Genomic DNA, 22,321 nt, shown 5'->3' with positions numbered 1-22,321 from the left:
CGCCAGGTGCTGTTCGAGGCGCTCATCGCCGAGATCTCGCTGACCGAAGGCGATCACCTGAGTATCATGCAGGCGCTGCAGGGAACCGAGAACAAGAGCTCGTCCAACACCGACGTCACCGGCAAGAACGGCGACCAGGGCGGTTCCTACTTCGACGCGTTCGGCCGCGAGCTTCGCCTGATCGGTACGCTCGGCTCCGGCGGTCTTCTCGGCACGGTGACGGCTTACCGCAACGGCATCGAAATCTATCGCGGAGTGCTCGACGCGGCTGCCAACCGCGGCAAGGCCAAGATCCTCTCGCGACCGAACCTGATGACGAGCGACAACCAGGAAGCGCGCCTGCTCGTCGGCCAGGAAGTTCCGATCCTGACGACGCAGTCGAACAGCACCGTGCAGACGAACTCGACGACGCAGATCCTGCAGAGCGTGCAGTACCGCGACACCGGGCTGGTGATCCGCGCATTGCCGCAGGTGAACTCCGAGGGCCTCGTCAACCTCGAGCTTTCGCTGGAAGTCAGCGAAGTGGCGCCGGGCCAGAGCGCCGGCGGCATCCAGTCGCCGACGTTCACGACGCGCAAAGCCGAGACCAGCGTCGTCGTCAACAGCGGCGAGACGCTCGTGATCGGCGGCATCATCGCCGAGGCCAACAACGACGACAGGGAAGGCGTGCCGTACCTGATGGACATTCCGGTGCTCGGGCGCCTGTTCCGCAGCGACACCTCCTCGAAGCGCCGCACCGAGCTGATCGTGCTGATCACGCCGTTCGTCGTGCGCGACCGCGACGAAGCCAGGTCGGTGACGGCCGACTTCCGCCGCCGCGTCGACACCGTGCTGGAGGACGTCGAGATCTCCGAGACGCGAGACCCGGCCGGTCACACGCTGATCCTGGAAGCGCCGAGCGCGCAGATCCAGGCGCCGCCGCCGCCGCCGTCGACGCATCCGGCGTATCCGCCGCCCAACGGCGGCCCGATCCCGATGGATTTTCCGGCGTCCCACGGCTAGCGGCTTCGAATTGCGTGTGGCCGGGGCTGGCCCCGGCCACGGATGAATGAAAGACGCCGGGGCCTGGCCCCGGCGACTGACGGAAGCGTTGCGGTGCCGATCACGGGCGCAACGCGCACCGGGCAGAGGCGGAGAGGCGGAGGAAAATTCCAACGATGCGAAGCGTCGCGATCACGGCCATCGAAGCGGAGCCCGCCAGTCGGATCGTCGGCGACGACGAGCTTGGCGCCGAGACCGGTCTCGATGTTGCCGTCGTCCGCAAGTGGTCGGCGGCACGCCAGAGGCGCGAAAGCCCGGACGGCGAAGGGCCGACGGCGCTGGCCGCACGCGCCGCAATGCGTGCGCTCGCGTCGCGGTCGCTTGCCGCGTCGGACATTGACCTGATCGTCTTTGCGACCAATACGCCGGACATGTTCTTCCCGGGCTCGGGTTGCCTGCTGCAGGCTGCGCTCGGCTGCCGCACCGTCGGCGGCCTCGATCTTCGTTCCCAGTGCACCGGTTTTCTTGCGGCGCTCGATGCAGCCAGGCGCTTCGTCGCCACCGGCACCATGCAAAGGGTGCTGGTCGCCGCGGCCGATACACCGTCGCACTTCAACGCGCGCGACTCGCGAAGCCCCGCGCTCACTTGCGGAATGGCAGATGCGGGTGCGGCCGCCATCCTGGAGGCGGGCTCGGGCGCCGGAGAGATCCTGTCGGTCGTCGTCGGCACCGACGGATCGCGCCACGCGGATTACTGGTGCGAGTATCCGGCCAGCCGTTTTCGCGAAGGAACGACGCTGCCGGAGCGCAACCGCCTTCCGCTGTCGAAAGTCGAAGCAGGACTTCATTTCCCGAGCGCGAAGCTCGACCGGCTTCGCGAGCTGGCGCTCGAGCGCGTGCCCGCGGCGTTCGCGACGTCGCTTGCGCAGGCCGGGGTCGATAACGTGTCGGCTACGCTGGTGGCGCACCTGGACGCCGGCGTCGAGCGCGATCTCGGCAGGGCGCTCGGCGAAGCGGCCGGCCGCATCCTTGTCTCCGACCTTCTGTATTGCGGCGGTACGTCGCTTCCCGTGATCATGGCCACAGCCAGAGCCAGGGGCGACTTGCGCAGCGGCGACATGGTCGCAATGGTGACGTCCGGATCCGGCGCGAGCTGGGGCTCGGCCGTCGTGAGGGTACCGTGAGCACCACCAGCCAGCCTGCCGCGCGTTCGCACATTCTTGCAGCGGGATTCGAGGTGCCGAAGACCGTCGTGACCAACGACGAGCTCTCGCAGATCCTCGACACCAACGATGCGTGGATCCAGCAGCGCAGCGGCATCCGCGAACGCCACTACGTGGACGACGACCAGGGCAGCGCGCCGCTGGCCGAAAAAGCCGCGCGCACCGCGATCGCTCGCGCCGGCATCGAGGTCGGCGACATCGACCTGATCCTGTGCGGCTCGCTCAGTCCGGACGTCGATTTCCCCGGCAACGCCGCATTCGTCCAGCAGAGGCTCGGCCTGGCGGGCCGCCCTGCCTTCGACGTGCGCAACCAGTGCTCGGGCTTTCTCTACATGCTCTCGATCGCCGACCAGTACGTGCGCACCGGCGGCGCGCGGTACGTGCTGGTGATCGGCAGCGAAGTGCACTCGAGCGGCCTCGAGTTCGCCGATCGCAGCCGCCACGTGACCGTGCTGTTCGGCGACGGCGCCGGCGCCGTGGTGGTAGGACCTTCGCCTTCGCCGGACCGCGGCCTTCTGACGATCAACCTGCACTGCGAAGGCAGCTTCGCCGAGAAGCTCTGCCTTCTCGGACCGGGATCGTTGCACAAGCCGCGCCTGGCCAAGGACTGGACTCCTGCCGACATCTACGGATGGCCGCAGATGGACGGCAAGTTCGTGTTCCGCCACGCGATCACGCGCATGACCGAGTCGATCGAAGAAGCGCTCGCGGCCGTCGGCAAGACGAAGGAGGACATTTCGATCGTCATTCCCCACCAGGCCAACCTGCGCATCAACCAGCTCGTCGCGATGGGCCTCGGCTTCGGCGACGACCGCATGGTCAACAACATCGATCGCTACGGCAACACCACTGCCGCGACGATTCCCATCCTGCTCAGCGAGACCCTGGAAGCGGGACGCATCCGCGAAGGCGATCTCGTGTGCCTTGCCGCCTTCGGTGCCGGCTTCACGTGGGCATCCGCGCTCTATCGATGGTGATCGCGATCGTGCCCGCGATGGTGATCGCGATGGTGATGAATTGACCGTCGATCTTTCGACGAAGGTCGGTGCGCTGGAGCTGGCCACGGCGGTCATCGCCGCATCGGGCACCTTCGGCTATGGGATCGAGTACGACGGGCTGGTCGAGTGGCCGCTGATCGGCGCCGTGTCGGTCAAGGGCCTGTCGGCCGAGCCTTCCAAAGGGCATGCCTCGCCGCGCATGGTCGAGACGCCGGGGGGCATGCTCAACGCGATCGGCCTGCAGAACATCGGCGCCGCCGCGTTTCTTCGCGACAAGCTCCCGAAGCTTCGCACGCTCGGGCCCCGCGTCATCGCCAACTGCTGGGGCAACACCACGGCCGATTTCGAGCGCGTCGTCGACGTGCTCGGGTCTGCCGACGGCATCGACGCGCTCGAGCTCAATCTTTCGTGTCCCCACAAGCACGAATGGGGAGGAGTGCTGGCGGCCGATCCGAAGACGACGGCAGAGGTGATTTCGGCCGTGCGCCGTCGCACGCGTCGTCCATTGTGGGTCAAGCTTTCGCCGAACGTCACCGACATCACCGAGATCGCGCGCGTCGCCGAGGGCGAAGGCGCCGATGCGCTGACGCTGATCAACACGCTGAGGGGACTTGCGATCGACATCGAGACGCGGCGGCCGAGCCTCGCCAACGGCAGCGGAGGGCTCTCCGGTCCGGCGATCAAGCCCGTCGCTCTCTACATGGTGTGGCAGACCGCCAGGGCCGTCGGCATTCCGGTCGTCGGCGCCGGTGGCATCCGCAGCGGACGCGACGCCGTCGAGTTCCTCATGGCGGGCGCGCGTGCGGTCGAGGTCGGAACGGCGTCGCTCTACGACCCCGACGCGGTGGCGCGCATTGCGCGGGAAATCGGCGACGTCGTCGCCGGCCTCGGCGAATCCTCCGTTACTTCGATCATCGGCACCTTGAACGCCTGAACGCGCCGGCTGCGGCGCGGCGAGCTTCTTCTCAGCGAGTCTGGCGGCGAGTGTGCGGCGCGCGGGACGCATGCACCGCACGCGCAGCGCCGGCCGAGGCATTGCGGCTGCTGACGCAAAACGCGCGAAAACCGGCTCGCACAGACGCAAGATTGACCCGGTAAGTAAGCGCAGCTAAACTTCCCGAGCTTTCGCGTGTGCCCGATTTCAGGAGGCTTCTTTGGAATACAAGGTTGGAGACAAGGTCGTGTACCCCGCCCATGGCGTGGGGGTCATCGAGGAAGTGGAGACTCGCACGGTTTCGGGCGCCAGCGCGATCTTCTACTCGCTACGCATCCTCGACTCCGACATGAAGATCCTGATTCCGACGGGCAAGTGCAAGTCGGTGGGCCTGCGCCGCGTGATCGGCAAGGACATGGTCACCAAGGTCTACAAGGTGCTGCGCGAAAAGCGCGTCACCGTCGACCAGGCCACGTGGAACCGCCGCTATCGCGAGTACACCGAGAAGATCAAGACCGGCTCCGTGCTCGAGATCGCCGAAGTGCTCCGTGACCTGTTCATGCTCAAGGGCGACAAGGAGCTGTCGTTCGGCGAGCGCAAGATGCTCGACACCGCGCGCAACCTGCTCGTCAAGGAGCTCGCGATCGCCAAGTCGAACACCGAAGAGAACATCATGGAGGAGCTGAAGACGATCTTCGGCCACTGAGCCTTCGCACCCGGTGTCGGGGGCGGGCTCCAGCGCCCGTCCTCCGGCCCGTCATTGCGAGGCGCCGCGCCAGTGCCCGACCCCGATGCTTCGTGAAAAAGGCCGGATGCCCCAGGCATCCGGCCTTTTTTCATGCCGCCGGCGCTCAGCGACGCAGGTCGCGCTGGAACAGCGTCCAGCGGTCGCTGTGGCGTGTCCACATCGCCGTGACGTAGCCGACGTTGCTGCCGACGTAGACCTGCGTCGTCATCTGCGCGAGCGTCGCGCGCGAGAAGTCGCCGTAAGCCCTCGCGCGGATCCCGTAGTCGGTCACGCCCTGGTCCTGGCGCTTGCGGATGTGCAGTGCGGCGATTCCGCCGGAGGACGCCGACGAGGACGCCACCGTCGAATTCAGCCAGAAGCGGTTGCGGCCCGGGTCGCTGCGAAGGTCTCCCGGCAGGACCTGGCCGCGCCAGATCTCTCCGTTCGCATTGACGAGGGTCAGCACGAAGCCGTCGGCCATCGGATCGATGCCGGCGGCCGGTACGAAGCGGCCGTGGAACTGGAAATAGCCTCCTCCGCTGCCGTCTGCCGCGAGCGCTTCGCCGCTGCCGTCGATGCTCGGGTACAGGATCGACGGGTCGCTGAGGATCGGCGAGCACGGCGGAATCGGCTGGCAGTTTTCATCGCAGGGAGGGGAGGTCGGATTGGTGCAGTCCGGGTCGGCGCAGTCGATCAGCCCGTCGCCGTCGTCGTCGATGCCGTTGTCGCAGATCTCGCCCTTGCCCGGATCGCAGATCTCGCCGCACTGGGTCTCGACGATGCCGTCACCGCAGACGGTGCCGCCGGGCACGCATTCGTCGTCGGCGCAGTGGTCGTTGGCCGTGCAGACGTTGTGATCGTCGCAAGGCGCGGAGTTGTCGGTGTGCACGCAACCGTGAGCCGGGTCGCAGTGGTCGTCGGTGCAGATGTCCGTGTCCATGCAAAGCGAGTCGTTCGGCGTGTGTTCGCAGCGCTTGTTCGCCTCGCTGCAGGTATCGATCGTGCACGCGATGGTATCGGCGCAGTTGGGCGGAGTGCCGGAACGGCAGCCGGCGGTCGGGCTGCAGGTTTCGGCTCCGTCGCAGAACTTGCCGTCGTCGCACAGCGAGTTATCGGGCCGGTGCGAGCAGCCGGACGCGCTGCAGGTGTCCACGGTGCATGCGACGCCGTCGTCGCACCGCGTATTGTCGCCCTGGTGCACGCACTGCTTGAGCGACTCGCTGCAGCTGTCGGTGGTGCAGGCGACGCCGTCGTCGCAGTCGGGCGGCGTGCCGGGCACGCAACCCGTCGTCGGGTCGCAGACTTCCCTGCCGTTGCAGAACAGGCCGTCGTCGCAGGTTGCATCCGTGCAGACGGGTTCGGGCACGAAAATCGGGATGTTGGTCGGCAGCACGGGGCAGTTGCATTTGGACGGGGTGCCGGCCATCACGTCGCCTGGGCCGGTGCACGTCGAATTCGCGTTCTGCTCCCAGCTCGTGCAGAACGCGACGTCGAGGTTGTGGTCGCCGTCGGAGTCTACGCAGTTGACCGTGATGTTCTTGACCGGCAGCTCCAGCGTTGCCGACGAAGTCGTGTCGCCGCAGGTGTCTCCGTCGAGATCGACGAACGGAGGAGGCGACGTCGGCAGCACGCGCACGCGACAATCGCCGGTGAGAGCCTGTCTTCCGTCTTCTCCGATGAAGAGCCCGATGTCGTAGCGCTGCGTGGCCGTCGTGACGACGGTCAACACGGCGTTGAACGTCACGGTGTCGCCTGCGAACGCGCAACCGTCGTCCGTGACGACGATGTCGTGGAAATCGGTGATGCGCACGTCGTTGGCCGTGCAGTTGACCGGCTCGCCGATGCGATCTTCGAGACACGAAAGCGCCAGTGCCCGGGCAGGAACGAGCGCAACGAGCAGCGCCGCAGATAGTGCGACACGCAGCGCAGGGGGAAAGATCTGCAACTGCCGCAGCGGGGTAGAAACGCGGACGCGGGTCCGGGAAAGCGCGGTGGGTTCGGGCAACATCGGTCGACCTCCTGCGAGCCGACGTTTCGCGCGCAGGCGTCGCGGGGGCGACGCCGACGACGAATCGGCTCGACTCGCCTCCGTGTTGTCGCTTTCCCCCGACTGTCACAGCGGCGTTCGCTGCAACGTTGGAAGTGCAAATCGATGCTTGCAATACCGTGCGCTTTTGTGCGCACTCGCGGGCTCCCGGTCGGGGCCGTGCGAGTGCTTTCTCACGGCGCGCTCGAACGCGACGGCGCGGGCCGTTTCGCAAGGCCGCGCGCCGCGGACGAATTCCGTCGCGCGCGCGGCCGGGCGTGCCTGCCCGGGCGCAGCCACCCGGCGCAGCCGGTGTCGTCGCGGGCGTCCGAGTGGCACGGCTTCGGGGGCCGCTGGAAAATCCCCGCATCCCCGATCGTGTGAAATCGGCGCGGATTCGCTGCTATGGTTGGCGCGTGGACGTCACGCTGCTCATTCCCGCGGCCGGTAGCGGATCTCGCCTCGGCCGCGATGTTCCAAAAGCCCTCGTCGATGTCGGCGGCTCGGCACTGCTCGTGCGCACGCTCGAGCGCCTGGCAGCAGCGACGTCGTTTCTTGAAACGATCGTGATGGCGCCGCCCGAGGCCATCGAGCGATTCCGCGAGGCGCTCGGCGGCCTTCCGCAGTCGCTCGGCACCTTGCGCGTGCTTGCCGGCGGTCGCACCAGGCAGGAATCGGTGGCCATCGGGGTCGCAGCCGTCGACCCGCGCTGCGAGATCGTTTGCGTCCATGATGCGGCACGGCCGCTCGTCGATCCCCTGACGGTGGCCCAGGTGCTGGAAGCGGCGCACGCGGCCGGCGCGGCGACGGCAGCGTCGCGCCCCTGCGACAGCGTGCGCCAGGAAACCGGCGGCGGCGGCACGGTCGCAATCGACCGGGCGACGCTGTGGCTCGTCGAGACTCCCCAGGCTTTCTCTCGCGAGCTGCTTGCGAGCTCCCACGCGCGCGCGACGCGATCGGGCGAGCTCTACACCGACGACGCGTCGCTGGTCGAAGCGGCCGGAACGCCGGTTCGCATCGTTTCGTCGCTCGGACGCAATCTGAAGGTCACGATCGAGACCGACCTCGTCCTTGCGAGCGAGCTGCTGCGCAGGACGGATCCGCGTGCGGGGGCCGGGCGCCGATAAGGGGCCATCTGCTGCGTTGTCGGCGCTTCGTTCGCTCCGGCGTACAGGAAGTACGCCTGCGCTCACTCACGCGCCTCCGCCTTGCATCTGACCCCTTCTCGGCGCCCGGCTCGCAGATACGCGCTTCGAGAGTTTGGGCCGGACGCCGATAGGGGGCCAGATGCGTCCTCGACGCGCGCCTGCGCTCACTCACGCGCCTCCGCCTCGCATCTGGACCCTTCTCGGCGCCAGGCTTAAAGCGATTTGGATCCGAGACCGGATTGCGAGTCGCCCGGGATGTCGGAAGTCACGTCGCCAATCGCGTCGTTGAGGCTGCCGGACCTCAGCGCGACCGTCGAGAACTCGACGTCGTCGAAGCCGCACGCGAGGATGCGGTGGCGGGCATCGCGGCGCACGCGCTCGTCGCGAAGATGCGCAAGCTCGCGACCCGCGACTTCGACGCGGGCGCGGACGCCGAGGTAGCGTACCCTCAGCTCGATGAAGCCGAGCGCGCGCAGGGCCGCTTCGGCAGCAGCCACACGCGCGAGCGCTTCGCGCGTGATCGCGGTGCCGTAGGGAAAGCGAGACGAAAGGCAAGGCGACGCTGGACGATCGGCAGTATCCAGCCCGTAAAAGCGCGACAGCACGCGTACGTCGTTTTTCGACAGGCCGGCCTCGACGAGGGGATGGCGCACGCCTCTTTCGGCCGCCGCGCGCAGGCCTGGGCGGTAGTCGGAAAGATCGTCGCGGTTGACGCCGTCGGCAACGAACGCGAGCCCGCGTTCGCGCGCCAGCCGTTCGCACTCGGGATACAGCGTCTGCTTGCACAGGTAGCAGCGGTGCGCGGGATTGGCCGAATACCCCGGCGTGGCCAGCTCGTCGACCTCGACGATCACGTGCTCAGCGCCGATCGCGCGGGCCAGGCGCGAAGCCTCGTCAACTTCGTCGGCGGTATTGGTTGCCGAGCGCGTCGTCAGCGCAACGAAGCCAAAGCCGGCCGTGTCGGCCGCTGCGCGCACGACGAGCGTCGAGTCCACTCCGCCCGAGAACGCGACGACCGCGGAGCCGAGCTGCGAAAGCGACGCGCGAAGACGTTCGCGGAGCGCGCTCGCCTCGCTCACAGGCCGCCCCGTTCGAAGACGCTGGTGGTCAGGTAACGCTCGCCGCTGTCGCAGAGCATGCAGAGCACGACGGCCTCGGGGTCCATCGTGGCAGCGATGCGCACAGCCGCCCGCGCCGCGGCTCCCGAGGAGATCCCGGCAAGGATTCCCTCCTCGCGGGCAAGGCGTCGCGTCATTTCCTCGGCTTCGGTATCGCTGACGCAGACGACGCTGTCGACGAGGGAAACGTCGAGGTTGTCGGGGATGAATCCGGCACCGATCCCCTGGATGCGGTGGGCCCCGGCGCTGCCTCCCGAAAGAACGGCGGACCCGCAGGGCTCGACCGCGACGATGCGCGCGCCGGGCCGTTGCTCCTTCAGCACGGACGCTACGCCGGTGATGGTCCCCCCGGTGCCCACCCCCGCGACGAAGGCGTCGAGGCGCGGGCACTGCTCGAGGATCTCGCGCGCCGTGCTTTGGCGGTGCGCCTGCGGGTTGGCGGGATTCGAGAACTGCGACGGCATGAAAAACGACGGATCCGAAGCGGCGATTCGGCAGGCCTCGTCGATGGCGGCTTTCATGCCGTTGGCATCGGGTGTCAGCACCAGCTCGGCGCCATAGGCCCGCAGCAGGCTGCGTCGCTCCTCGCTCATCGTGTCCGGCATCGCCAGGATCAGGCGATACCCTCGTGCAGCCGCGACCATCGCAAGCCCGATGCCGGTGTTCCCGCTGGTGGGCTCGACGATGGTGCCGCCCGGGCGCAGGCGTCCGTCGCGTTCGGCAGCCTCGATCATCGCAAGGCAGATGCGGTCTTTGACACTTCCGCCGGGATTGAACGATTCGAGCTTGGCGAGCACGCGGGCACCCGAGGCCTCGCAGACTCGGCGCAGGCGCACCACGGGGGTATTGCCGATGAGCTCGAGAGAACCGGCGGCGACCTGGCAGGGAAGGGGCATGAGGCGCCGCCCTCGGCGACGCGGGGAGCGGCGGCGGATGATAGGAACCCCGCCGGAGGCTGTCAAAAGGACTCGCGAACGAGGCGCGCCCGGCTGCCGGGCGCCCAACACCGGATGAAGCCACCATCTGCTTCTGATAGTTTTTACAGACTCGGAGGTCGGCAAGACTTGTCACCACAAACCATGGACGGCGCCGAAGGCGCTGCCGCTCCCATCACGTTTTCGAGCTTCGTCATCGGCCTGGCCACCCAGGCGCTGATGTTCCTCGGCGCGATCCCCGATCCGAAAGGGAACAGTGTCGAGCGCAACCCCCTCGAGGCAGCCGCGATCATCGGCGTGATCGAGATGCTGGCGGAAAAGACGCGCGGCAACCTCGGCGACGACGAAGCCAAGCTCGTCGAAGAGGTGCTCTACGAGCTTCGCATGCGCTACGTCGGAGAGACCCGCAAGGGCGGCGGCGCGCAGCCGCCAGAGGAAAACAAGGCATGAAGGCCACGCGCTCCCTGTTGGTGACCGCGCTCCTGGTCGGGGCTGTCGTCGGGATCGGAATCACGATGTCGACGCGTCACGAATCGAGCACGCTGGCCGACGGCACTGCGCCGCCGGCGGCTGTCGCCCCGCTGGCGCAGCATCCGGCTGCTCTTCCTGTTTCGATGCCCGAGGGAAACGGCGCCGTCGTCGGCAAGCTGCCCGACTTCACGGGCCTTGCCGAAGTGCTGGCGCCGTCGGTCGTCAACATCTCGACCGAGTCGGAAGACAAGGACTCAGACCAGGGTCGCTCGACGCAGGACCCCTTCGGAGGCTTTGCCGGCCCGCGCCGCAGCCTCGGCTCAGGCTTCGTGCTCGACGACACCGGGTTCATCATCACCAATGCCCACGTCGTCGAGGACGCGAGCAAGATCGTCGTCAAGATGTCGGATGAGCGGGAATTCGAAGCCAAGGTCGTCGGCAGCGACGTCAAGACCGACATCGCGGTGATCCGCATCGAAGGCGCCGACCACCTCGTTCCGGTTTCCCTCGGCGATTCCGACAAGCTGAAGGTCGGCGAATGGGTGCTCGCGATCGGCAATCCGTTCGGCCTCGACCACACGCTGACGGCGGGCATCGTCTCGGCAAAAGGCCGCCGCATCAGCCGTCGCAATCCCTACGACGACTTCATCCAGACCGACGCAGCGATCAATCCGGGCAACTCCGGAGGGCCGCTCGTCAACCTTGCGGGCCAGGTCGTCGGCATCAACTCGGCGATCTTCTCGAGCGGTGGCGGCAACATCGGCATCGGCTTTGCGATCCCGATCAACATGGCGCGCGAGATCGTGCCCCAGCTCAAGTCCGAAGGGCACGTCACGCGCGGCTGGCTCGGCGTCAAGATCCAGCCGGTGGATCCCGATATCGCCAAATCGCTCGGCCTTGCCGAAGCGAAAGGCGCTCTGGTCGCGGAAGTCTTCAACGACAGCCCGGCGTCCAAGTCCGGCGTCAAGGTCGGCGACGTGATCCTGACGTTCGACGGCACCGACGTCGTCAAGTCCCAGGATCTTCCCGCACTGGTAGCCGCTACGCCGGTAGGCAAGGCCGCCAAGCTCGTCGTGATGCGCGGCGGCGACAAGCTGACGATCGACGTCGAGGTCGCCAAGCTCGTCGACGAAGCAGAGCCGGGCAAGCCGGTGCGCGCCTCGTCGTTCGGACTGACGGTGCAGGACGTGACGCCCGAGATCGCCGAGCAGCTCGGCCTCGAGAAGGGCAGCGGCGGCGTCGTCGTGACGGCAGTGTCGAAGAACTCGGCGGCCGAAACTGCCGGCATCGAACCCGGAGACATGATCGTTTCGGTGAGCAACCAGCCGGTCACCAATGCCGAAAGCTTCCGCGCCATGATGGACAAGGCATCGCCGGACAAGGGGCTTCTCGTGCTCGTCAAGCGCGGGGACCAGACGCTGTTCCGCGTGCTCAAGCCGACGGTGAAAAAGAAGGGTGAAGCGCCCCACGACGAGGTACCGGGCGGATCCGACGACGGAGACGAAGACAGGTGAAGAGTGGAGGGGGCCCGCGCGGGCGGGCGTCATCGAAGGTCTCGAGCGAGGCAGACGCAGCACACGGTTTTCGCTGTGCTCGGCGAGCATGGCGCGGTCGGCGGATTCTGCCGGGCGCAATTGCCGCGATGATCACCGCGATGATCACCGCGGTGACGATCGCGGCATCCTGCCCGGCAACGGCAACGGCCGCGGTAAAATCGGCCGCCAGACCCGCTGCGAAACCTGCTGCCAGATCCGTCGCGCACGAGAAGGCGCCGGCAGCCGCGCGGGAGAAATCGCCGACGCCGAGGCCGGAAGGCCAGCACTGGGATCTGCCGGCGCGTCTCTACAGCGACACCTGTGTGGTTTATCCCGGGCTGCGCATCGATACCGAAGGATTCCGCCGTCGCATCGAAAGGCTCGGCTATGCCAGCGTCGGCGGCACGCCGTCGCGTCGAGGCACGTACAGCTACTCGCGCCGGTCCCAGGCGTTCGACATCTACCTGCACGAGTTCCGTTACCCGGATCACGCCGAGCCCGGGCGCCTCATCCAGATGACGCTCGACGATTCCGGGCGCATCGTCTCGATGCGCCAGGACGATCGCGAAATCGCGCAGTTCTTCCTCGAGCCGGCGCTGCTGGCCGGTGGTGTTGACGGCGGGCAAGGGCAGGGCCAGGCCGCTGCTGCCGAGGAGTCGCTGCCGCCGCTTCTGGTTCGCGCCGCGCTTGCGAGCGGCGACCGCCGCCTGTTCGCCGATCGCGCAGGCGCTGCGCCGTCGCTCGCGCTTGCAATGAACCACGACGATTCCGGCACGCTGCAGGACGTCCCGTCTCAGACATCGTCCATCGTCGCGAGCGCGCTGGCGGCACCGATTGTCCGCATCGGCGGCAATCCCGCCCCGCAGAGCCACGAAGAAATCGAAGGCTTTCTCGGCCAAGCCTACTTCGGAACCAGCGGCGGCGCCCCGGTGCACGGCGTGCGCGACGCATCCGAGACGTTTTTCGGCCGCGAGCCGGACGCGCTTTCGGTCGCGCAGGTTGCGACGCTCGCCGGCATGATCGGCTCGCCCGATTCCAACTCTGCGCAGCGCCATCCCGAACGCGCGACGGTGCGGCGCGACGTCATCCTCGCCCAGCTCCGCGACCAGGGTGAAATCGACCAGAAGACGTTCGAGAACGCGGTGGGCGAGCCGCTCGAGGTTTCCGCGCCTCGCCTCGGCGTGCTTCGCGCTCCGTATTTCGTCGATTACGTCTCTCGCGAGCTTTCCCACCGTTTCCCCGCGCGCATCGGCGAAGGCGCAGGCTACACGATCTTCACGACGCTGGACCCGGAGATGCAGGAGATCGCCGAGCACGTCGTCGCCGACAACGTCGTCGAGATGGAGCACGACATCGGCGACGCGCTCGCGAAGGCAGGCCAGCCTCTCGAAGCCGCGATGGTGGTCATGGAGCCGAGGACCGGCGCCGTGCGCGCGATGGTCGGCGGCCGCGACGGCGGCGCCATGACGTTCAATCGGGCAATCGACATGCGGCGCCAGCCGGGGTCGACGTTCAAGTCGATCGTCGCGCTGGCTGCGCTCGGCAGCGAGCACGTCGGTGCCCGCCACTTCAAGCCGACCTCGACGGTGGTCGACGAGAAGATGGAGTGGGAGTGGCAGGGCCAGGTCTGGTCTCCGCGCAACTACGAAAACGAATTCTACGGCGTCGTCACCGTGCGCGAGGCGATCGAACATTCGCTCAACTCGGCGGTCGCGCGCATCGCCAAGGACATCGGCGTCAAGCCGATCCGCGATCTCGCGGTCCGCATGGGCATGACTCCGGACCTCGGCGTGTACCCGAGCATCGTGCTCGGAGGCCAGCCGGTGCCGCTGCTCGACATGGCCAAGGTGTTCAGCGTCTACGCGACCGGCGGCATGCGCGTGCCGCCGATGTCGGTGCACGCGGTGGTCGATCCCTCGGGGCAAATTGTCGAGGGAAGCGCGCGCGACATCCGCCGCATCGTTCCCGCCACCGATGCCTATCTCGTGACGCATCTTCTCGAAGGCGTCATGGAACGAGGAACCGGCGCGGCGGCCAGGCGCAAGGGTTTCAAGCATCCGGCCGCCGGCAAGACCGGCACGTCCAACGACTACAAGGACGCGTGGTTCGTCGGCTTCACGCCGAACCTGCTCGCAGCGGTGTGGGTGGGCTTCGACGAGCCGGCGACGATGGGAATGCCGGGATCGGAAGCGGCGCTTCCGATCTGGATCGACTTCATGCGCCAGGCGCTCGGTGACACGCCTCACGACAGTTTCGAGGTGCCGCCGGGCATCATGCTCGTCGACGTCGACAAGAAGAATGGAAAGATCGCGCGGCCCCAGTGCCCCAAGCAGATCCGCGAGGCGTTCCTCGCCGGCGAAGAGCCTCACGAGGTGTGCGACGAACACGGCGGCGACTGGCGTTAGCAGGCTGCGCAGAGGCGGTGGGCTGCTGCTCGCCGCATCGGCGCTCCTTGCTGCGGGCTGCGCGACCGGGCCGTCGGCGCGGCCACCAATCGCGGCACGGCCACCGGTGGCGACGCCGCCACCCGTCGCAAACGTCGCGCGTCCGCCCCGCAGCGTCGAGCCACCTGCTGCGACGCCTGCCGCTCCTGCGGTCCGGTTGCCCGCCGACTGGCAGTCGTTCCCGAGAAGCAGCGCGGCGCTGCGCAGCGAAATCTCGCGGCGAAAGGAAGCGCTCGCGACCGGTCCGATCGGAAATCGCGGCGTCGAGCTCGCGAGTCTTCGGCTGGCCGCAACCGGCGCCGACCTCGCGACGTCCGGCTCGGTCGAAGGCGCGCGAGAGGCGCTGGAGCGCGCAGTTTCGCTCGATGCAGCCAACGGCTACGCGCTGCTGTGGCTGGCGTGGGTCGAGCACGTGCGCAGGGACGACCAGAAAGCGGCCCAGCTGGCCGCCGAGGCCTCGCGCCACCTGCCGAGCGATCCGGCAATCCGAGCCGAGCTGGAAGGGCTCATCTCGGCGATTCACCCGGCCAGGGGAACGTGAGAGCATCCCGAGCTCGGGACGCCTGACACTTGTCGTTCCTGTCCGTGCCCCGGAGTTTCCGGCCAGCAATGAACATCCTCGCGATTGAAACCTCGTGCGACGACACCTCGGCCGCCGTCCTTGCCGGCCGCGAGATCCTGTCGAACGTCACAGCGTCTCAGGACGCCGTGCACGCGCCGTACGGCGGCGTCGTACCCGAGCTGGCCGCGCGCCGGCACCTGGAGACGATCTCGCGCGTCGTCGCGTCGGCTCTCGAAAAATCGGGTACCTCGCTCGATTCTCTCGACGCACTCGCGGTCACGCGCGGGCCTGGCCTCGTCGGCTCCCTGCTCGTCGGCGTCTCGGCCGCGCGCGGCCTCGCGCTGAAAACCGGCCTACCGCTGCACGGCGTCCATCATCTCGAAGGACACGCGCTGTCGCCGCTGGTGCACCGCGAGATCGAATTCCCGTTCCTGTCGATGGTGGTTTCCGGAGGACACAGCTCGATTTACGTCGTTCGCGCCGTCGGGGATTACGAAGAGATCGCCTCCACGCGCGACGATTCGGCCGGAGAAGCGTTCGACAAGGGCGCCAAGATGCTCGGCCTCGGCTATCCCGGCGGCAAGCTCATCGACGATCTGGCGACGCAGGGAAATCCGCGCGCCGTCGCGTTTCCGCGCGGGCGCGTCAAGGGCGATCCGCTTGCGCTGTCGTTCTCGGGCCTGAAAACCGCGCTGTGGGACTATCTGTCGTCCGCCTCGCCGCGCGCGTCCGTCGAAGACATCTGCGCGTCGTTCCAGGAAGCCATCGTCGATGTTCTCGTGCGGCGCGCGACGATGGCAATGGAGCTGGCCGCGACCGACCGCATCGCGGTGGCCGGCGGCGTCTCGGCCAACAGCCGCCTTCGCGCACGCATGCAGCAGGCTGCGCCCGGCGCCGTGTTTCCGCCGATGAGCCTGTGCACCGACAACGCCGCGATGATCGGCTACGCGGCCGTGCGACGCCTCGAGGCGGGGCTTTCCTGCACCGATCTCGACGTGCGCTCGCGCCTGCCGCTCGGAAGGCGCGCCTCGCCGCCGCCGCGCACCGGCCATGAACCAGGTGGCGCCGCAGCCGGCGTCGCAGCTGCGATTCCCGTCTAGAGGTTGGGCCTTTGGGTGCTCGCTGGGGCCAATGCTTCCTCGTCGACCACGACGCGGCTCGTCGCATCGTTGAATGGGCCGCCATCGACGGACGGGACGTCGTCGAGATCGGTCCCGGCCGCGGCGCGCTGACCGAGCTGCTGCGCGAGCGCTCGCGCTCCCTTGCGATGATCGAGATCGACCCGCGTCTTGCCGCGGAGCTCGAACAGAAATACCGGGGCGATCCCGCCGTCACCGTCGTCCACGCCGATGCGCTGCGCGTCGACTGGAGCACGATTGCCGCGCCGGGCTTCACCGTCGTCGCCAATCTTCCGTACGAGACCGGCACCGCGATCGTCGCGTCGCTGCTCGAGCGGCGCCATCTGGTGCGCGAGCTGGTCGTCATGCTGCAGAAGGAGGTCGTCGCAAGGCTCGGCGCCGCTGCCGGCAACAAGACCTACGGCGGGCTGAGCGTGCTCGTGCAGATGCTCGCCGAAGTCGAGCGCGGGATGGTGCTGGCGCCGCGTTCGTTCCGGCCGCGCCCCGCGGTCGAATCGCAGATGGTGCGCATACGGCCGCTGGCCCGTCCGCGCTTCGACCTCGGCGACGAGGCCGAGCTCGAGTTCGTCGTGCGCTCGGCATTCGCGCACCGGAGAAAGATGCTGCGCAACAACCTCGGCGCGGCCGTCGATGCGCGATTCGGCGCGGGTGCCGCGGAGGATGTGATGGCGCGCGCCGAAATTGCCGGCGACTCGCGGCCCGAGCAGCTCGGCCTCGAGCAGTTCGCCGCGCTCGTGCGCGCCGTTGTGCGGCGGCGCGATGCGGAGCCGCCGGCGCAGCCTGCCGATCCGGATCGCATCCGCCCGGTGCGTCATGCCTGAGCTTCCCGAAGTCGAGACGATCCGCCGGTCGCTGGACGGCGTCGTCGTCGGGCGCCGCGTCGAACACCTCGAGCTGCGCACGCCGCGCCTTCGACTGCCGCTCGACGAGGCGCTGCGAAGCGCGGTGACGGGACGGCGAATCGTCTCGACGTCGCGGCGCGGAAAGTACCTGCTGCTCGGGCTCGACGACGGCCGCGCGTGGTTCTTTCACATGGGAATGAGCGGCCGCCTGCGCTTCGACGAGAATGCGACGCAGCCGGGCCTGCACGACCACGTGCTCGCGCGTTTCCGCGAAGGCGGCACGCTGGTGTTCCACGACCCGCGGCGCTTCGGCCTCTGCATCGTCGACGATCCGGTCCTTTCCACTCTCGTTGCGGAGATGGGGCCCGAGCCGCTCGACGAAGCGGCCTTCGATGCCGGCTATCTCTCGGCGCGCCGCCGCTCGACGGTGCGCACGATCAAGGACGTGCTGATGGACCAGCGCGTGGTGGCGGGACTTGGCAACATCTACGTCAACGAAATCCTGTTCCGCGCCGGCATCAGGCCGCGGCGGAGCATGACACGCACGACCGATGCCGATTGCACGCGGATCGTCGAAGCGACGCGCGAAGTGATCACCGACGCGATCGAGCATCGCGGCTCGACCATCTCCGATTTCCTCGACGGCATCGGCCGGCGCGGCGGTTACCAGTTTCGCCACTGCGTCTACGACCGCAAGGGCCAGCCCTGCACGCGCTGCGGGGCGGCGATCAAGGCGATCGTCGTAGGGCAACGGTCGAGCTTTTATTGCCCGCGGTGCCAGTCCTGACCGTCCGGCAACGTCGAATCCCAGTTCTCCTTTGTTGACATACCTTGAATCACGAGCGATGGCAGTGCCGTTCCCTTTTCGATTCCTTTCAAGCACGTATTCGTCGTGACGAAGGTGGTGGCGTAATTCAACGCCAACGCTCAAGCTTCCGGCGTGTCGGGGTCGGCGTTACTGGAGATCGGAGGCGTCGGCGCCTTGCCCATCGTTTTCGGCGTCGCGGAAGGGACTACGGGCGTCTATGGATGGGGGCTCCTCACGTTCGATCTTCCCCAAGGAGGAGTGGCCATCAAGTCCGGAAAGTCGCTCTGCTACGCGCTAGGGCTGGGCGCTGGCCAGATCCAATTCGTTGACGCCTACGGATATCTGGCGCCCGACCTCTAGCCGATTGCGGCATAGGGGCCACCCATTCCCACCGCCGGGAGTCTCAGCCCGGCAGAGTGCGCAGCGTCGTCTTTACGTCGAGCGCGTCGCGCAGCGCATCGCCGAGAAGCTGAAGGGCGAGCGCGAGCGACGTCAGCGCCACGCCCGGCCCGATCACGAGCCACGGCGCCTCGACGAGAAAGCTGCGGGCTTCGGCGAGCATCGAGCCCCATGACGGCGACGGCGGCTGGATGCCGATGCCGAGGAACGACAGGCTCGCTTCGGCGACGACAGCGGCGGCGGCGGTGAACGTCGCCTGCACGAGGACCGGCGCCGCGACGAGCGGCAACACGTGGCGCAGCGCGACGCGAAGCGGAGAGGCACCAAGGGCGACGGCCGCCTCGACGTGATCGCGCCGTCGAACGCGTCGCACTTCCGCGCGCACCAGGCGCGCGTACCCCGTCCATCCGAGCACGCTCAGCGCGACGACGACGTTCGCCGTCCCCGGCCCGAGCGCAGCGGCGAGCGCAATCGCCACGAGCAGGCCCGGAAACGCGAGAAGCACGTCGACGGCCCGCATCAGCACGAGATCGACCGTACCGCCCGACAAACCTGCGGCGGCGCCCACCGCCGTGCCGACCGTAACGGAAACGGCGACGGCCGCCGTCGCCACCAGCAGCGACACCCGGGCGCCGCCGAGACAACGACCGAGCACGTCGCGCCCGAGCCTGTCCTGCCCGAGAGGATGAGACAGCGATGGCGGCGCCAGCCCCTCGGCCAGCACGATGCGCCGGCCGGCCTGAGGCATCGCCCATCCGGCGATGATCGCGATGGCGGCTGCTGCGGCGAGCACCACGCACAGGCGCCGCACGCGCCGCCACGAAGCCGCGCGACCCGCTGCGATCATTTCATTCTTGCTCCGCGTCGCGCGAGCGCGGGTCGACGACGATGTGGACGATGTCGGTTGCGAGGTTGACCAGCACCGTCGCCGTCGCGATCGCGAGCACGGCGCCCTGGACGACGGGATAGTCGCGCGCCTGGATCGCTTCGACAACGAGGCGCCCGAGCCCGGGCCACGCAAAAATCGTCTCGGTGACGACGGAGCCCGCCAGCACCGCGCCGAACTGGAGGCCGATCACCGACACGAGCGGAGTGGCTGCGTTGGGAAGCGCGTGTACGAGCAGTACGCGAAGCGGCGAGGCACCCTTCGCACGCGCCGTGCGAACGAAGTCGTCGGAGAACGCTTCGAGAAGCGACGCTCGGGTCATGCGCGCCAGCACGCCGCTCATTGCGGCGCCGAGCGTCAGCGCCGGCAGCACGAGGTGGGCGGCATCTCCGCTGCCGGCGACGGGCAGCAGGCCAAGCGCGACTGACAGCACGAGCACCAGCATCGGCCCGAGCCAGAACGACGGCGTCACCCACAGCGCCGTGCTCGCGAGCAGCGCCGCACGATCGACCCTGCTTCCGTACATCGTCGCGGCCAGCGAGCCGAGCGCGACACCGGCGATGATCGCGACAGCGCAGGCCGCCAGCGCGAGTGCGACGGTGGCGCCGACCCTGTCGCAGACGATCGCCGCCACGGGCCGCCCGCTGCGGATCGAGGTCCCGAGGTTCCCCCGTGCGGCATTCGTGATCCACGTCGCGTACTGCTCGGGAATGGGAAGATCGAGGCCGAGCCGGCTTCGAAGCTCGCTGCGTGCTGCCGGCTGGGCGTTCTCTCCGATCATCATCTCGACCGGGTCACCCGGGACCAGGTGAAGAAGTGCAAATACCAGGCTCGCGGCGGCCAGCAGGGTCGGGACCACGATCGCGAGGCGGCCGAGGATCAGGCGCCGCATCTGCGGGGCCTGCCGGCAGGGCCGGTTTCGTGCGCTCGGCGGTTGCGAATCCGCGCGGCGGACGGCTTAAACGAACTCTGGTGCCCTCGTTCCTGCAAAAGCGCGCCGATGCGGTTGCTGCGGCGGTCTGGACCGATCTGCCCGCCGACGCGCCTGCGTGGCGCCGCCTCGCCGTCCATCTGCTGCGCGTGCTGTGGATGGCGGGCGAAGGCTACCACTCCGACTCCTGCTCGCTTCGCGCCTCCGCGCTGACGCTTGCGACGATGCTCGCGCTGGTGCCGGCCTTGGCCGCATCCTTCGCGTACGTGCGCGGGCTCGGCTGGACGGGGCAGCGCCTCGAGGGGTTGCTGCTGCAGCGCGCGACCATCCTTTCGCCCGAGGCCGTGAGTACCATCGTCTCCCTCGTCGACAATATCAGCATTGCGGGGCTCGGGCTCGTCGGCGCCCTGTTCGCGGTCGGCAGCGCCATTTCGCTGCTGTCGCAGATCGAGTCGGCCTTCGATGCCGTGTGGGGAAACACGCACGGCCGAAGCGGCATCCGCAAAGCAGCCGATGCGATGATCATGCTGTTCCTCGGGCCGGTGCTCGTGGCCGTCGTCGCCAGCTCCGAGGCCGCCGTGCGCAGCTCGGCCGTCCTTACCTGGCTCGGCGGTTTCGGTGACCTCGAGACACCGATCCGCCTCGCCTTCGCACTGGCGTGGTCGGTGCTGGTCTGCGGCGCGTTCATCGGCTTTTATCTTCTGCTTCCGGTTTCGAGAGTCGGGTGGCGCTCGGCGGTGCTCGGAGGTGTGCTTGCCGGCCTCACGTGGCAGGTCGCGCAGACCTTCTACGTCGATTTCCAGATCGGGCTCGGCGGCTACAACGCGATCTACGGAGCGCTGGCGCAGATCCCGATCCTCGTCTTCTGGATGTGGACGAGTTGGGTGCTCGTTCTAGCGGGCGCAGAGACCGTCGCAGCCGACCAGAACCTGCGCGTCGTCGGAAGGCGATACAGCAACGATCTCGCATGCGGTGTCCCGCGCGAAGGACTCGCGCTGGCGCTTGCTGTCGAGCTGGCAGGTGCCGCGTTCGAAAAGCGCGTCGCGCCGACGCTGGCCGGCCTGGCCGAGCAGGTCGCGATGCCGATCCGCAACGTTGCCGAAGTGTTCGGCATGCTGGACGAAGCGGGACTCGTGCACACCGGAGGAGAAGACCAGCGCCAGTGCTTTCTTTCGCTGTCGCCGGGCAGCATCGCGGTCGACCGCGTGATCGCCGCCGCACGCTGCGAGGATTCGCACGATGGAACTGCCGTCAACGGTGCCCACCTGAAGACCGAAGTACTGTCGGCGCTCGCCAGGGTCGCCGACTCCCGCCACGAGGCGCTCGGCGCCACGTCCCTGGCCGACCTCGTCGATCACCACGAGCGAGGCGGCCGCGCGCTGTAAAAAATGTAGCAAGGGGCGACGCACTACCGTGCAGACATGGATCCGTGCGCCGGTGGCGCTCCGTGCTCCATGGAAGCGGCGCCCGATGCTTCGTCGCGCAGCACGCGGAACGTGACCTTTGCATTGCTCGCATCGAGGATCTCGATCTCGACGCCACCATGCACCAAGTGTCGGCTCTGCTTGATGTCGTAGACCAGCGGCTGCGACTGGACCAGGCTCGGAGGAGCGCCGAACGGAGCGGGCACGTACTCGAGATACTGGACGTTGATCGTGTCGCCCGAGCGCCCGCCGTAGACGAGCTCCCACGTCGTCGGACGCGCGCCGTAGCCGCCCCCGATGACCACCGGCTCGGAAGGCCGGAACACCTGCTGTCCTGCTGCATCCGGTACCTGGAAAACCCGACCGGTGTAGGCGCCGGATACCTGCAGTACTGCGCCCGCGCACGGGATGCTGCCCTGCTCGTCAATGACGATGCCGATCTGCTGCTCATAGAACACGGGGTTGACGAGGACGTAGCGGCCGCCTGCGCAGTCCCCGTGATAGCCGTAGAGGGCGAGCCAGTAGCTTCCTTCGCCCGGCGGCTGCCGGTCCGTGCCCTGCACATGGACGGGGTGGATCATCTGGAAGGCCGGCAGCGATGCGACGTTGCCGGTCCAGCGCACCATCGGTGAGCCCGTGGCGGCTGTCATCACGTCGCCGATCCGGTACGTCATGAACGGCGCTGCGATCGGCTGCTCGAACGAAACGGGAGCAGCGACCCCGCAACCGGCGAGCGCGGCGACCGCGAGGATTGCCGCAAGGACGACTGCGTTCGGACCGCGCATGGGGT

General features: G+C 68.0%; 20 protein-coding genes. 14 read left to right on the top strand and 6 right to left on the bottom strand.

The window, feature by feature from the left end; translation table 11 throughout:
- The 5 genes from VGK20_17000 to VGK20_16980 form a co-directional block, all read left to right on the top strand.
- Nucleotides 1–1,002, top strand: a 1,002-nt coding sequence (locus VGK20_17000; GenBank protein ID HEY2775742.1) for a hypothetical protein, incomplete at its 5' end; no start/stop codon positions are given.
- Nucleotides 1,003–1,157: 155 nt separating this feature from the next.
- Nucleotides 1,158–2,165, top strand: a complete 1,008-nt coding sequence (locus tag VGK20_16995) for a 3-oxoacyl-[acyl-carrier-protein] synthase III C-terminal domain-containing protein (GenBank protein HEY2775741.1) — start codon at nt 1,158–1,160, stop codon at nt 2,163–2,165.
- Nucleotides 2,162–3,181 carry a beta-ketoacyl-ACP synthase III gene (locus VGK20_16990; protein HEY2775740.1) on the top strand — a complete coding sequence of 340 codons (1,020 nt, stop codon included), beginning with the start codon at nt 2,162–2,164 and terminating at the stop codon, nt 3,179–3,181. Before VGK20_16995 ends, VGK20_16990 begins: the two co-directional genes overlap by 4 nt.
- Before the next feature lie 40 nt (nt 3,182–3,221).
- Nucleotides 3,222–4,136: a dihydroorotate dehydrogenase gene (locus tag VGK20_16985; GenBank protein HEY2775739.1), complete on the top strand. Its 915-nt coding sequence runs from the start codon at nt 3,222–3,224 to the stop codon at nt 4,134–4,136.
- A gap of 220 nt (nt 4,137–4,356) precedes the next feature.
- Entirely contained in the window at nt 4,357–4,842 is a 486-nt protein-coding gene (locus VGK20_16980) for a CarD family transcriptional regulator (protein ID HEY2775738.1), read from the top strand.
- 145 nt (nt 4,843–4,987) lie between these two features.
- Here VGK20_16980 and VGK20_16975 read toward each other — a convergent pair whose 3' ends face one another.
- Nucleotides 4,988–6,871: a hypothetical protein gene (locus VGK20_16975; GenBank protein ID HEY2775737.1), complete on the bottom strand. Its 1,884-nt coding sequence runs from the start codon at nt 6,869–6,871 to the stop codon at nt 4,988–4,990.
- Between the two features lie 434 nt (nt 6,872–7,305).
- Here VGK20_16975 and ispD point away from each other — a divergent pair, with 434 nt between their 5' ends.
- Complete coding sequence (gene ispD / locus VGK20_16970) at nt 7,306–8,016, top strand: 2-C-methyl-D-erythritol 4-phosphate cytidylyltransferase (protein ID HEY2775736.1); 711 nt, start codon at nt 7,306–7,308, stop codon at nt 8,014–8,016.
- A gap of 233 nt (nt 8,017–8,249) precedes the next feature.
- On the opposite strand, the gene larE is transcribed toward ispD, so the two are convergent.
- Together larE and cysK are read right to left on the bottom strand one after the other, a co-directional pair.
- A complete protein-coding gene (gene larE / locus VGK20_16965; GenBank protein ID HEY2775735.1) occupies nt 8,250–9,116 on the bottom strand; it encodes an ATP-dependent sacrificial sulfur transferase LarE in 867 nt (288 codons plus the stop codon).
- Nucleotides 9,113–10,051: a cysteine synthase A gene (cysK, locus tag VGK20_16960; protein ID HEY2775734.1), complete on the bottom strand. Its 939-nt coding sequence runs from the start codon at nt 10,049–10,051 to the stop codon at nt 9,113–9,115. Before cysK ends, larE begins: the two co-directional genes overlap by 4 nt.
- A 168-nt stretch (nt 10,052–10,219) precedes the next feature.
- Between cysK and VGK20_16955 the strand changes: the two genes are divergently transcribed.
- From VGK20_16955 to mutM, 7 genes are all read left to right on the top strand, one after another.
- Nucleotides 10,220–10,540 carry a DUF1844 domain-containing protein gene (locus tag VGK20_16955; GenBank protein HEY2775733.1) on the top strand — a complete coding sequence of 107 codons (321 nt, stop codon included), beginning with the start codon at nt 10,220–10,222 and terminating at the stop codon, nt 10,538–10,540.
- Nucleotides 10,537–12,075 (top strand): Do family serine endopeptidase, encoded by a 1,539-nt coding sequence (locus VGK20_16950; protein ID HEY2775732.1) that lies wholly within the window; start codon nt 10,537–10,539, stop codon nt 12,073–12,075. Before VGK20_16955 ends, VGK20_16950 begins: the two co-directional genes overlap by 4 nt.
- Nucleotides 12,076–12,203: 128 nt before the next feature.
- Nucleotides 12,204–14,501, top strand: a complete 2,298-nt coding sequence (locus VGK20_16945) for a penicillin-binding transpeptidase domain-containing protein (protein ID HEY2775731.1) — start codon at nt 12,204–12,206, stop codon at nt 14,499–14,501.
- Nucleotides 14,502–14,607: 106 nt separating this feature from the next.
- Complete coding sequence (locus tag VGK20_16940) at nt 14,608–15,081, top strand: hypothetical protein (protein HEY2775730.1); 474 nt, start codon at nt 14,608–14,610, stop codon at nt 15,079–15,081.
- A gap of 68 nt (nt 15,082–15,149) precedes the next feature.
- The gene (gene tsaD, locus VGK20_16935; protein HEY2775729.1) at nt 15,150–16,202 is read left to right on the top strand and encodes a tRNA (adenosine(37)-N6)-threonylcarbamoyltransferase complex transferase subunit TsaD; all 1,053 of its coding nucleotides are present in this window, start codon (nt 15,150–15,152) and stop codon (nt 16,200–16,202) included.
- Nucleotides 16,203–16,213: 11 nt separating this feature from the next.
- The gene (rsmA, locus tag VGK20_16930; GenBank protein ID HEY2775728.1) at nt 16,214–17,062 is read left to right on the top strand and encodes a 16S rRNA (adenine(1518)-N(6)/adenine(1519)-N(6))-dimethyltransferase RsmA; all 849 of its coding nucleotides are present in this window, start codon (nt 16,214–16,216) and stop codon (nt 17,060–17,062) included.
- Nucleotides 17,055–17,870: a bifunctional DNA-formamidopyrimidine glycosylase/DNA-(apurinic or apyrimidinic site) lyase gene (mutM, locus tag VGK20_16925; protein HEY2775727.1), complete on the top strand. Its 816-nt coding sequence runs from the start codon at nt 17,055–17,057 to the stop codon at nt 17,868–17,870. The genes rsmA and mutM overlap by 8 nt, the downstream gene beginning before the upstream one ends.
- 424 nt (nt 17,871–18,294) lie before the next feature.
- Here the strand turns inward: mutM and VGK20_16920 are convergent, their stop codons facing one another.
- Nucleotides 18,295–19,137: an ABC transporter permease gene (locus VGK20_16920; protein ID HEY2775726.1), complete on the bottom strand. Its 843-nt coding sequence runs from the start codon at nt 19,135–19,137 to the stop codon at nt 18,295–18,297.
- Nucleotide 19,138: 1 nt separating this feature from the next.
- The gene (locus VGK20_16915) at nt 19,139–20,068 is read right to left on the bottom strand and encodes an ABC transporter permease (GenBank protein ID HEY2775725.1); all 930 of its coding nucleotides are present in this window, start codon (nt 20,066–20,068) and stop codon (nt 19,139–19,141) included.
- Between the two features lie 80 nt (nt 20,069–20,148).
- Here VGK20_16915 and VGK20_16910 point away from each other — a divergent pair, with 80 nt between their 5' ends.
- Entirely contained in the window at nt 20,149–21,492 is a 1,344-nt protein-coding gene (locus VGK20_16910; protein ID HEY2775724.1) for a YihY/virulence factor BrkB family protein, read from the top strand.
- Nucleotides 21,493–21,515: 23 nt separating this feature from the next.
- Here the strand turns inward: VGK20_16910 and VGK20_16905 are convergent, their stop codons facing one another.
- Nucleotides 21,516–22,316, bottom strand: a complete 801-nt coding sequence (locus VGK20_16905) for a hypothetical protein (protein HEY2775723.1) — start codon at nt 22,314–22,316, stop codon at nt 21,516–21,518.
- Nucleotides 22,317–22,321: the final 5 nt, after the last annotated feature.

The organism is Candidatus Binatia bacterium (genome assembly GCA_036493895.1).
Classification (GTDB): domain Bacteria; phylum Desulfobacterota; class Binatia; order UBA1149; family CAITLU01; genus DATNBU01.
The sequence above is the reverse complement of the archived record's forward strand: the minus strand, read 5'-3'. Positions and strand labels throughout refer to the sequence as shown.